Raw genomic sequence first — 11,793 nt, forward strand, 5'->3', positions numbered from 1 at the left:
CGCGACCTAACGGGTGGGCTCCCAGCCGCGCCGGGCGGGCCGCCGCGTCTCGTCCCTGCTGCGGTAGACGATGTACGGGCGCGTGAGGTAGCCGAGCGGAGCGGTCAGCATGTGCACCAGCCGCGTGAACGGCCAGATCGCGAACAACACCAGCGCGCTGAGCGCGTGCAGCCGGAACAGCACGGGAGCGCCGGCCATCAGCTCCGGCTCCGGCCGGAAGAGGAAGATCGACCGGAACCACGGCGAGACGGTGGTGCGGTAGTCGTAGCCGCCGCCGATGACGTTGGCCACGACCGTCGCGGCCAGGCCGAGGGCGATCGTGAGGGCCAGCACGGCGTACATCAGCTTGTCGTTGCGGGTGGTCGCCATGAACACCGGGCCCACGGTCCGCCGCCGGTAGATCAGGATGGCCATGCCGCCCACCGTCGCCACGCCCGCGATCGTGCCGAGGACGACGGCGATCAGGTGGTAGAGCCCTTCGCCGATCCCGGCCGCCTCGGTCCAGCTCTTGGGGATGACGAGCCCGCCGACGTGGCCCAGCGCGACCACGAGGATGCCGAAGTGGAACAGCGGGCTGCCGACGCGCAGCAGGCGCGACTCGTACATCTGCGACGAGCGGGTGGTCCAGCCGAACTTGTCGTAGCGGTAACGCCACACGTGGCCGAGCACGAACACCGTGATCGCCACGTACGGCAGGACGACCCAGAGCAGGATGCTCATCGACCGGCCTCCGTGAACGTGTAGGGCTCCAGGCCGACGGCCTCCGCGGGCGGCCCCTGGGCGGCCAGCCGCAGCGCGGCCTGCCTCTCGCGCGCGCTGCTCGGGCGCAGCGTGGCCAGCACGGCGGCGACCACGTCCGCGTACGGCGAGCGTTCCTCCTCCAGCGCCGCGCGCAGCACCTCGATGCCCGGCCGGCTCTCCAGCATCAGCCGCCGGGCCGGGCCGACCGCGCCGCGCGCCGACAGCTCGCACACCACGGCCAGGTGGTCGGGCAGCTCGCCGTCGGACGGCTCGAAGCCCGCCGTGGCGAGCGCGTGCTTGAACCGCAGCAGCGCCGCCCCGCGCTTGCGGGTGTCGCCGTAGGCGTAGTACGTGAGGTACGGGCAGCAGCGCCGTTTCAGGTCGAAGACCGCCACGTAGTGGGCCGCCAGCTCCGGCGGGGGCGTGCCCGCCACGTGGGAGAGGAAGGCCGAGAGCCGTTCGCGCGCCTCGCCCGCCGGCAGCCCCGCCACGGCCTCCGCCAGCACGTCGAGCCCGTCGTGAAGGCGCTCGTCGGGATAGCCGAGCAGCACCGAGGCCACCATGTGGGCGCTGCGCAGGTCGCCCTCGTTCACTTCTTCCTCCTCGGGAACAACCCTTCCGGCGTGCCCTTGCCGTCCCAGTTGAGCAGGTTGACCCGGCCGCGCAGCTCGTCGGCGTCGTCCAGGTCCTCGCCCGACTGCCGCTCGCGCAGGGCGTGGAAGTTCTCCACCGCGATCGGCGACGGCCGCCCCGACGCCTCGCCGAACGGGCCGGCCATGCCGGGACCGCCCTCGTAGTCGAGGCTGCAGCCGGTGTCCGGCTCCTCCAGCCAGGCGCCCTGCTCGGCGTGCGCCGTCGGGATGACGTACCGCTCGTCGTAGGGGGCGAGGGCGAGCAGCCGGTGCATGTCCTCGATGCGGGCGCCGTCCATGCCGACGGCCGTGGCGATCGACTCGTCGGGGTCCTGCCCCAGGTTGAGCCGGCGCATGTACGAGCGCATCGCGGCCAGCCGGCGCAGCACCGCCCGCACCGGCTCCGGGTCGCCGGCGGTGAACAGCTCGGCCAGGTAACCCAGCGGGATGCGCAGCGCCTCGATGGCGCCGAACAGGTTGCCCGCGTCCTCGCCGTCGTGCCCCGTTTCGGAGAGGGCGTCCACGACGGGCGACAGCGGCGGGATGTACCAGACCATCGGCATCGTCCGGTACTCGGGATGCAGCGGCAGCGCCACCCCGTAGTCGAAGATGAGCCGGTGGACCGGGGAGCGCCGGGCCGCCTCCAGCCAGTCGTCGGGGATGCCGGACCTGCGGGCCGCCTCGGCCACCTCGGGGTCGTGCGGGTCGAGCAGGACGCCCTTCTGCGCCTCGAACAGGTCCTTCTCGTCCGGCGTGGCCGCCGCCGCTGCCACCCGGTCGACGTCGTACAGGACGAGGCCGATGTAGCGCAGCCGCCCGACGCACGTCTCCGAGCAGACCGTCGGGATGCCCACCTCGACGCGCGGGAAGCAGAACGTGCACTTCTCGGCCTTGCCGGTGCGGTGGTTGAAGTACACCTTCTTGTACGGGCAGCCCGTCACGCACATCCGCCAGCCCCGGCAGCGGTCCTGGTCGACCAGGACGATCCCGTCCTCGGAACGCTTGTACATGGCGCCGGACGGGCAGGACGCCACGCACGACGGGTTGAGGCAGTGCTCGCAGATGCGCGGCAGGTAGAACATGAACGCCCGCTCGAACTCCAGCTTCACCTGGTCCGACACCTTGCGCAGCACCGGGTCGCCGGACGCCAGCTCGGGGCCGCCGCCGAGGTCGTCGTCCCAGTTCGCGCTCCAGCTGATCTTGGTGGGCTGCCCGGTGATGAGCGAGCGGGGCCGCGCCACCGGGGTGTCGGCCTGCATCGGCGCGGAGAACAGCCGGTCGTAGTCGTAGGTCCAGGGTTCGTAGTAGTCCTGGATCGAGGGCATCAGCGGGTTGGCGAAGATCGAGAAGAGCTTCCTGAGCCGCCCGCCCGCCCTCAGCCGCAGCCGGCCGCGCCCGTTGAGCTCCCAGCCGCCCTTCCACCTGTCCTGGTCCTGGTAGGCGCGGGGATACCCCTGGCCGGGGCGGGTCTCGACGTTGTTGAACCAGACGTACTCCGTGCCCGCGCGGTTCGTCCAGGCCTGCTTGCAGGTGACCGAGCAGGTGTGGCAGCCGATGCACTTGTCCAGGTTCATCACCATGGCCAGCTGCGCCATCACGTGCATCAGTAATCGACCTCCTGGCCGCGACGGCGGATCATGGTGACCTCGTCGCGCTGGTTGCCGGTCGGCCCCAGGTAGTTGAAGGCGAAGCTCAGCTGGGCGTAGCCGCCGATCAGGTGGGTGGGTTTGACGAGCAGGCGGGTGAGCGAGTTGTGGATGCCGCCGCGCCGGCCGGACGTCTCGCTCTTCGGCACGTCCACCACGCGCTCCTGGGCGTGGTACATGAACACCGTGCCCTCCGGCATGCGGTGCGAGACGACCGCGCGGGCCACGACGACGCCGTTGCGGTTGACCGCCTCCACCCAGTCGTTGTCCGCGACGCCCGCCTTCGCCGCGTCCGCCGGGCTCATCCAGATGGTCGGCCCGCCCCGCGACAGGGTCAGCATGAGCAGGTTGTCCTGGTACTCCGAGTGGATCGACCACTTCGAGTGCGGCGTGAGATAGCGCACGGTGAGGCCGTGCTCGCCGGACTCTCCCAGACCCGGCTCGCCGAACAACGCGGTCATGTCGAGCGGCGGCCGGTAGGCGGGCAGCGCCTCACCGGCCTCGTGGATCCAGTCGTGGTCGAGGTAGAAGTGCTGGCGTCCGGTGAGCGTGTGCCACGGTTTGCGATGCTCGACGTTGATGGTGAAGGCCGAGTAGCGCCGGCCTCCCGTCTCGATGCCCGACCACTCCGGCGACGTCGTCACCGCCACCGGCCTGGCCTGCGTGTCGGCGAACGTGATCTGCTTGTGCTCGTCGGCCAGGCCGTCGAAGGCCGTGCCCGTGCGCCGGGCGAGCGTGGCGAACCCCTGCGCGGCCAGGCGGCCGTTCGTCGTGCCCGACAGCGCCAGGATCGCCTCGCACAGGTCCACGTCGCGGGCCAGCGACGGCCGCCCGTCCGCCGCGCCGCCGCGTACGGTCCCGTTCCTGCGGCGCAGCCGCTCCACCTCCTCGGCCACCTGGAACGTCAGCCCCTTGGTGGTGGCGCCGAGGGTGTCGAGCAGCGGGCCGAGCGCGGCCATCCTGGCGGCGGTCGCGCCGTAGTCGCGCTCCACGATCGTGATCTTGGGGAAGTTCCTGCCCGGCTCGGGGACGGCGCCGCCGCGCCGCCAGTCGTCCACCCGGCCGTGCGGGGTGGCGTACTCGTCGGGGCTGTCGTGCATCAGCGGGGCCGCCACCAGGTCGCGGCGCGTCCCCAGATGGGTGGCGGCCAGGGTGCTGAACGCCTCCGCGATGGCGTGGAAGGCGGCGAAGTCCGTACGTGTCTGCCAGGGCGGGTCGATGGCCGGGCTGAAGGCGTGCACGAACGGGTGCATGTCGGTCGAGGACAGATCGTGTTTCTCGTACCAGGTGGCGGCGGGCAGCACGATGTCGGAGAAGAGCGTCGTGGACGTCATCCGGAAGTCCAGCGACAGCAGCAGGTCGAGCTTGCCGCGCGGCGCCCGCGGCCGCCAGGTCACATCCACGGGCCGCTGCTCGGGAGCGGCCTCGCCGGCCCGCAGCGACGCGTCGGCGCCCAGCAGGTGCCGCAGGAAATACTCGTCGCCCTTGGCGGAGGAGCCCAGCAGGTTGGCCCGCCACACGGTCAGCACCCGGGGCCAGTTCGCCGGCGCGTCCGGGTCCTCGCAGGCGAAGCCCAGCTCGCCGGAGGCGGCCCGCTCCGCGATCCACGCGCCCGGCTCCTGCCCCGACGCCGCCGCCTCGTCGGCCAGGTCGAGCGGGTTGCGGTCGAACGTCGGGTACGACGGCATCCACCCCATGCGGGCCGAGGCCGACAGCAGGTCGGCCGTGGATCTCCCGGCGAACGTGCCCCGCCCGAGCGGCGACGCGACCGTGTCGGCGCTGTAGGTGTCGTAACGCCACTGGTCGGTGTGGAGATACCAGTACGCCGTGCCGATCATGTGCCGGGGCGGGCGCGACCAGTCCAGGGCCGACGCGAGCTGCGCCCACCCGGTGACTGGCCGGCACTTCTCCTGGCCGACGTAGTGGGCCCAGCCGCCGCCGTTGACGCCCTGGCAGCCGGTCAGTGTGGTCAGCGCCAGGAACGAGCGGTAGATCTGGTCCGCGTGGAACCAGTGGTTCGCCCCCGCCCCCATGATGATCATCGACCGGCCGCCCGACTGCTCCGCGTTCGTGGCGAACTCGCGGGCGATCCGCGCCGCCCGCGCCGCCGGCACCCCGGTGATGCCCTCCTGCCAGGCAGGCGTGTACGGCTGCGCCGGGTCGTCGTACCCCCTCGGCCACTCGCCGGGCAGGTCGCGCGGCACCCCGTACTGTGCCATGAGCAGGTCGAACACCGTGGTGACCAGGTGGCCGCGCACCTCCGTGACCGGCACGCCCCTGTGCAGCACGCCGCCCGGCACGTCGAAGCGGGGCAGCGCCACCTTCACCGCCTGCCCCGCCCCGACGTGCCCGAGCAGCGTGAGCACCGGGTCGACCGCGCCCAGCTCCAGGTTCCACCGGCCTTCGCCGCCCGCGCGGTAACGGAAGCCGAGCGAGCCGTTCGGCACCACCGGCTCGCCCGTGCGCGCGTCGATGAGCACCGTCTTGAACGGGTCGCCGCCCCCGCCCTCGCCCCCGCCTTCGCTCAGGTCGGCGTCGGTGAGGAACTTGTCGGGCACGTACCCGCCGCTGTCGTGCTCGCGCAGCCGCACCAGGAACGGCAGGTCGGTGAAGCGTTGGGCGTAGCCGGTGAAGGCGGGGGTGACGCGGTCGGCGAAGAACTCCTTGAGGATCACGTGGCCCATCGCCATGGCCAGCGCCCCGTCGGTGCCGGGATGCGGGGCCAGCCACTCGTCACCGAACTTCGCGGCGTCGCTGAAGTCGGGGCTCACGACGACGACCTTCTGGCCCCGGTAGCGCGCCTCGGTCATGTAATGGGCGTCGGGCGTGCGCGTGACCGGCACGTTCGAGCCCCACACCAGCAGGTAGGAGGCGTCCCACCAGTCGGCCGACTCGGGCACGTCGGTCTGGTCGCCGAACACCTGGGGCGAGGCCACCGGCAGGTCGGCGTACCAGTCGTAGAACGACAACATCGCGCCGCCGATCAGCGAGACGAACCGGGCGCCTGCCGCGTGCGAGGCCATCGACATGGCGGGGATCGGGGAGAAGCCGGCCACGCGGTCGGGGCCGTACTCCTTGATCGTGTGCACGTGGGCGGCCGCGACGATCTCGACGGCCTCGTCCCAGCCGATCCTGACCAGCCCGCCCTTGCCCCGCGCGGACTGGTAACGCTCCCGCCTGGCCGGGTCGGTGGTGAGCTCCGCCCACGCCTCGACCGGGTCGCCGAGCCGCGCCTTCGCCTCGCGGTACATCTCCACCAGGACGCCGCGCGCGTACGGGTAACGCACGCGGGTGGGGGAGTAGGTGTACCAGGAGAAGGCGGCGCCGCGGGGGCAGCCGCGCGGCTCGTACTCGGGGCGGTCGCCGCCGACGCTCGGGTAGTCGGTCTCCTGCGCCTCCCACGTGATGATGCCGTCCTTGACGTACACCTTCCACGAGCACGAGCCCGTGCAGTTCACGCCGTGGGTCGAGCGCACCACCTTGTCGTGGCTCCAGCGGTCGCGGTAGAAGGCGTCCGCCCGCCGCCCGCCGACCTGGTGCAGGGTGCGCAGATCCGGCGATACCGTCCCGGACCGCAGATGCCGCCCCATCCTCAGCAACGCGTCGCTGACAGGCCCGTCCATCGCCGTCATATCACTCGTCTTCCTGCCGTCACGAAGCCCGACATGCCCGGCACTGGATGTCGTAGCCCAGGAAAGAGTGAGGAAACGCGCGACGGCCGGCGACCGCGGCTTTCCGCTTAAAACTTCATTGAAGTCCGTACGTGATCGTCAGGAGGGGAACCCCACCGAATGGGTGTCCATGAACTCGCGGATGCCCTCGATGCCCATCTCCCGGCCCATGCCGCTGTGGTTGAAGCCGCCGAACGGCGCCCGCTCGTCCAGGTGCCCGGCCCCGTGCGCGTTGACGAACGTGTAGCCCGTACGCAGCCGCGCCGCCAGCGCCGCGGCCCGGCCGGGATCCTCCGTCCACACCGAGGAGCACAGCCCCGACCAGGTGTCGTTCGCGCGGGCCACGGCGTCGTCCACGTCGTCGAACGGCAGGATCGGCAGCGTCGGGCCGAACTGCTCCTCCGTCACCACCCGCGTGTCGTCGGCGGGGTCGAGCACCAGCGACGGCCGCAGGAAGTTGCCCGTGGACAGGTCGGAGCCCTCGGCGGCGCCGAACTCCCGCACCTCCGCCCCCGACGAGCGGGCCTGGCCGAGCAGCTCCCGCACGTACGCCAGCTGCCGCCTGCTGTGCAGGGGACCCATGGTCACCCGCTCGTCCAGGCCGTGGCCCAGCCGGGTGGCCCCGAGCATCCCGGACAGCCCCTCCACCACCTCGTCGTAGCGCGACCGGTGCACGTAGAGGCGCTTGATCGCCATGCAGATCTGCCCGGTCGAGTCGAACGTGCCCGAGAACAGGCGGTGCATCGCGTCAGGGCCGAGGTCGGCGTCGTCCAGCACGATCGCCGGGTCGTTGCCGCCCAGCTCCAGCGCCACCCGCGTCAGCGACTCGGCGGCCATGGACATGATGCGCTTGCCGCCCGCCGGGCTGCCGGTGAAGCAGACCTTCCTGACCCGGTCGTCCTGGATCAGCGCCCCGCCGATCTGCGCGTCCGCGCCCGTGACGATGTTGAGCACGCCAGGCGGCAACGCGCGCGCCACCACCTCCGCGGTGCGCACGGTCGCGAGCGGGGTCGTGGGCGGCGGCTTCACCACGACGGTGTTGCCGGCGATCAGCGCCTGCGGCAAGGAGGCGGCCAGGATCGCCAGCGGCCAGTTGAACGGCACGATGATCGTCACCACGCCCAGCGGCACGTAGGAGATCTCCGTCCGGTACGGCGGCGCCGGCAGGGTGGTCACCTGCCCGACCTCGCCGGCCAGCCCGGCGGCCAGCCGGAAACGGTGCTCGAAGACGACCGAGTCGATGTGGGACTCCAGCCGGATCTTGCCGTTCTCACGGGTGAGGATCTCGGCCGTGGCCGCCCGCTCGGCCTCCAGCGGAGCCAGCGCGGCGATCAGCGCCGCCGCGCGCTCCTCCGGGGTGCGGGCCGACCAGGCGGGGAACGCCCGGTGCGCGGCGGCGACCGCCGACGTGGCCTGCTTGGCGTCGGCGGCCGCGGCGTAGCCGACGACGGACCGGCCGTCGGCCGGGTCGACCACCTGCAGCGAGTCGCCCGCGCCGTGGCGTTCTCCGTCGATGAAGAGGTCGGTGCGGATCTCGGGTAGCTGGTCCAGCGGCGTCATCGACTGTCACCTCAGCGTCGTCCCAGGACCCGTGTCACCGGACCCGTCCTGTTTGGCGTCATGCTACAGCGGGTTCGCCGGGGTCTCTCGTGGTCATCCGACCCGTTCCGTCCGGGGCGATCCGGCAGGGCCGACCGAGACAGACGACGTAGACGGCTACCGGCCGGAACACCCGAACCGTGATCTATCCAACGGGCCCAATCACGGAATGTGTGCCTGATCCAGTTTCCACCCGTCGTCGACATCACCAAGCCCCATCCCGCCGGACCAGCCGGCGGGATGGGGCATCGTCGAGTGATTCGCTGCTTCTCCGCCACGACCGCCACGCAAGTGGTACTGGCTCGTCCAGTGGCTTGAAGAGCCGGGGAGGGCGAACCCCGTCCGATTGCGTGGATCGGACGGGGTCTCGTCTGTTTCAGTCCGGCTATCTCTTGAACGGCCCGACTCGGATGGGGAGGGCTTCCAGGCCGCGGAACACGGGCGTGATCCCCCCGGCCCACCAGCGCAGATCCTCCGGTGGGCAGGCGAGGGTCATTTCGGGTAGGGCGCGCAGCAGTGTGCCGATGGCGATCTGGCCCTCCAGGCGGGCTAGCGGCGCTCCGAGGCAGAAGTGGATGCCGTGGCCGAAGGCGAGGTGGGAATGGTTGGTGCGGGTGACGTCGAGGCGGTCGGGGCCCGGCAGGTACGCCGGGTCCCGGTTCGCGGCCGAGAGGACCACGGCCACCACGCTGCCGGCCGGGATGGTCACGCCGGCGATTTCGATGTCCTCGGTGGCGAATCTCGGGGTGGCGTGTTCGAAGGGGCCGTCATAGCGGAGCAGTTCCTCGATTGCGCCGGGGAGCAGGTCGGGGCGGGCGCGCAGGAGCTCCAGCTGGTCGGGGTGGCGAAGCAGCGCGAGCATGGCGTTGCCGATGAGGTTGACGGTGGTGTGGTGCCCAGCGGTGAGGAGGATGCGGATCGTGCCGAGAAGCTCGTCCTCCGAGAGCCGGTCGTACTCGTCTCGGGCCACGATGAGGGCGCTGACCAGATCGGGCAGGTTGTCGAGATCGCTCGTGTGGTCGATCTCGTCCCGCTTGCGTGCGACCAGCCTGGTGAGGTATTCGGTCATCTCCGTCTGGGCTGTGCGCAGGCTGGCCAGGCCCTCGGGGGTGGACGGTGGGATGAGGGCGCGGGTCCACGTGCGGAAGTCGTCGCGGTCCTCGCCAGGGATGCCGAGCAGCTCGCAGATGACGATGATGGGGAGCGGGAAGGCGAGGTCCTCGATCAGGTCGAAGCGCGTGAGTCCGGCCAGGTTGGCGATCAGTTCGTCGGTGATTTGCTGGATGCGGGGCCTGAGCCGCTCGACGCGCTTGGGGGTGAAGGCCTTCATCGTGAGCCTGCGCAGCCGGGTGTGATCGGGCGGGTCACTGGAGAGCATGTTGAGGCCCACAGGTGTCGGGCTGTCCGCTGCTCCGACGCCGAAGTTGTGCAGCCAGGCTGGGGCGTGGGAAGGGTGTTTGGCCAACCGTGGGTCGTTGAGTGCGGCACGGGCTTCGGTGTAGCGGCTGATCAGCCAGAACTCGCTGCCCATGGGACCGGTCGCCTGGTGGACGGGTGCCTGGCCACGTAGCCGCGCATACGTCGGGTACGGCTCGGCGCGGAAGCTTTCATGCCAGATGTTGGTCATCGTGGGTTCTCTCATCCTTGGGTACGAAATTGTCGATGGGAGCCTGGCAGTGCCGTGAGGTCACGTTCATGTCCCGGTCATGTAGCGCTGCGTGGCGGACCCAAGCAGGCAGAGATCATCTCCACGCCGTCGGGCAGCCCTGCCGCCAGCGCGCTGCCGGGCGTGCTCCTCCATCGCCGCGCGAGGATCGGACAAGTCGCGGGGGAGCGGCGGCGGCCCCCCTGCCGCCGGGCACGAAGATCAGCACGGGACCGCTGCCGCGGGCCTCGTGATAGATGCGCACGCCGTCTGTCTGGAGATATCCCACGCGGACGTTGCCGGGCATCATGCGGGTGCTCATTTCTCGTACCAGTGCGTGAAGGCGTCCTCGGCGTGCCAAGTACCGTCTGGCTCCTGCCGTACGGTGAATGTGCCGCGTCCGCGCAGCCCGGCCAGCTCGCCGGTGCCGGATCCGGGCACCACGGTCCAGTAGCCTCGGGCCGATCCCGGCCGGTCGCCGTAGCCGTAGCAGGTCAGCACGAACGTTCCCGACCGGCCATCGACCGAGCCGACGATGCGCTCGACGCCGGCGACGATCTGCGAGCCGTCAGGCTGGACGACCCGGACATGGTCGGCGTGCCCGAGGCCGTCGATGCCGCCGCTGAACTTCTCGGTCATCAGCGTTGCGAAGACCGCCGGGCCTCCCACGACCTGCGGGCCGATGTCCAGCCTGTCCATGGTGAGCACCTGCACGGAGCTGGTGTGTGTCACCGCCTCCGCCGGCGGGTGCTCTTCGGCGTACGTGGTGGGCCCTTCGGTCAGCCCGCCCCAGGCGAAGGTCATGTCGTCCGTCCTTTCCGCCGATTCCTCGGCGCTATAGAACTGTACTGTTCAGTTTGATAACGAGGCGTGAACAAGGGAAACTCGCCCGTCGGGGCGATCAGGTGATGGTGAGTGCCCGCAGGAACAGGTCCACGATCTGCTCGATCCGTTCGCGGTCCGGGGCGGCCGCCGGCCCGTTGGCCGCTACGATGCCGTCCGGCAGGAAGTAGGTCAGCACACCGCCCACGTACAGCCTGGTGGCCGCGTCCAGGTCTGCGACCTCGATCAGTTCGTAGTCGCGGGCCCGCTCCAGGAGTTCCGTCACCAGCGGGCGGACGCTGGTGGTGATCGTCTGCGCCCACAGCCGCCCGATCTCCGGCACCCTGGGTGAATCGGCGATGATGACCCGCGCCAGCGCCAGGTAGTCGCTGCCGGAGACGGCTTCCAGCACCTCGTACGCCAGGTCCGTCAGGGTCTGGCGCAACTCGGGCAGCGTGCTCGCCGGCCGGTCACTGTCCAGCACCGCGTGGTCGCGGTTCAGTTTCGACAGCAGGGAGTCGAGCACGTCCACCATGAGCTGCTCTTTGCTGCGGTAGTAGACGTACAGCGTCTGCTTGGACACCCCCGCCGCCTTGGCGATGGCGTCCGTGGTGGCGCCGGCGAATCCTTCGGCCAGGAAGACCCGCGTGGCGCCCTGCTGGATCTGTGCCCGCTTGGCGTTGCTGCGTGCCGAGTCCTGACTCGCCATCATCTCGCCTCCCCGCGACAAACCATACTGTTCAGTTTGATTCGTGGTCAAGCAAGAAGACGATTCCCGTGCCCGGCGGCCGCACTGGGTGTGGATCTCGGCCGGGCGTGTCGGTGACGCCCCCTGTCCCGGGTTCGACATTCGAGCCGGTGATGGACCGGCCGCAGGTCGATGATCTGTTTCATGTCGCGCCAGCCTCGTTCAAGCAGCTTTCTACAGTGCACCTATATAGCTGTTAGGGCCTGGAGCTGCGATGATTGGCATCGAAGGTCTGCTGGAGTTGGTGGCTGTCGCCCAGCGGCTCAAGGAGCAGAGCGCCCCGCGGGAA

At 70.6% G+C, this 11,793-nt stretch carries 8 protein-coding genes; all 8 read right to left on the bottom strand.

Going from position 1 to position 11,793, the window contains the following annotated elements; genetic code table 11:
* Nucleotides 1–6: 6 nt before the first annotated feature.
* Nucleotides 7–720, bottom strand: coding sequence for a respiratory nitrate reductase subunit gamma (gene narI / locus E1295_RS25950; protein WP_132633557.1), 714 nt, complete (start codon nt 718–720; stop codon nt 7–9).
* On the bottom strand, nt 717–1,334 hold the full coding sequence (narJ, locus tag E1295_RS25955) for a nitrate reductase molybdenum cofactor assembly chaperone (RefSeq protein ID WP_132633559.1): 618 nt from the start codon (nt 1,332–1,334) through the stop codon (nt 717–719). Before narJ ends, narI begins: the two co-directional genes overlap by 4 nt.
* The gene (gene narH / locus E1295_RS25960) at nt 1,331–2,977 is read right to left on the bottom strand and encodes a nitrate reductase subunit beta (protein ID WP_132633561.1); all 1,647 of its coding nucleotides are present in this window, start codon (nt 2,975–2,977) and stop codon (nt 1,331–1,333) included. The genes narJ and narH overlap by 4 nt, the downstream gene beginning before the upstream one ends.
* Entirely contained in the window at nt 2,977–6,651 is a 3,675-nt protein-coding gene (locus tag E1295_RS25965) for a nitrate reductase subunit alpha (protein WP_132633563.1), read from the bottom strand. The genes narH and E1295_RS25965 overlap by 1 nt, the downstream gene beginning before the upstream one ends.
* 138 nt (nt 6,652–6,789) lie before the next feature.
* On the bottom strand, nt 6,790–8,250 hold the full coding sequence (locus E1295_RS25970) for an aldehyde dehydrogenase family protein (RefSeq protein ID WP_132633565.1): 1,461 nt from the start codon (nt 8,248–8,250) through the stop codon (nt 6,790–6,792).
* A 424-nt stretch (nt 8,251–8,674) separates the two neighbouring features.
* A complete protein-coding gene (locus E1295_RS25975; RefSeq protein WP_246080355.1) occupies nt 8,675–9,916 on the bottom strand; it encodes a cytochrome P450 family protein in 1,242 nt (413 codons plus the stop codon).
* Nucleotides 9,917–10,252: 336 nt separating this feature from the next.
* A complete protein-coding gene (locus E1295_RS25980; protein WP_220448891.1) occupies nt 10,253–10,738 on the bottom strand; it encodes a DUF3224 domain-containing protein in 486 nt (161 codons plus the stop codon).
* 97 nt (nt 10,739–10,835) lie between these two features.
* On the bottom strand, nt 10,836–11,468 hold the full coding sequence (locus E1295_RS25985; RefSeq protein WP_161714418.1) for a TetR/AcrR family transcriptional regulator: 633 nt from the start codon (nt 11,466–11,468) through the stop codon (nt 10,836–10,838).
* Between the last annotated feature and the right edge of the window lie 325 nt (nt 11,469–11,793).

Source organism: Nonomuraea mesophila (assembly GCF_004352805.1).
GTDB lineage: Bacteria > Actinomycetota > Actinomycetes > Streptosporangiales > Streptosporangiaceae > Nonomuraea > Nonomuraea longispora.

Coding starts and splice junctions, on each gene's coding strand:
- E1295_RS25985 (WP_161714418.1), bottom strand. CDS start 11,468: ATGATGGCGAGTCAGGACTCGGCACGCAGCAACGCCAAGCGGGCACAG.
- narH (WP_132633561.1), bottom strand. CDS start 2,977: ATGCACGTGATGGCGCAGCTGGCCATGGTGATGAACCTGGACAAGTGC.
- E1295_RS25980 (WP_220448891.1), bottom strand. CDS start 10,738: ATGACCTTCGCCTGGGGCGGGCTGACCGAAGGGCCCACCACGTACGCC.
- E1295_RS25970 (WP_132633565.1), bottom strand. CDS start 8,250: ATGACGCCGCTGGACCAGCTACCCGAGATCCGCACCGACCTCTTCATC.
- E1295_RS25975 (WP_246080355.1), bottom strand. CDS start 9,916: ATGACCAACATCTGGCATGAAAGCTTCCGCGCCGAGCCGTACCCGACG.
- narI (WP_132633557.1), bottom strand. CDS start 720: ATGAGCATCCTGCTCTGGGTCGTCCTGCCGTACGTGGCGATCACGGTG.
- E1295_RS25965 (WP_132633563.1), bottom strand. CDS start 6,651: ATGACGGCGATGGACGGGCCTGTCAGCGACGCGTTGCTGAGGATGGGG.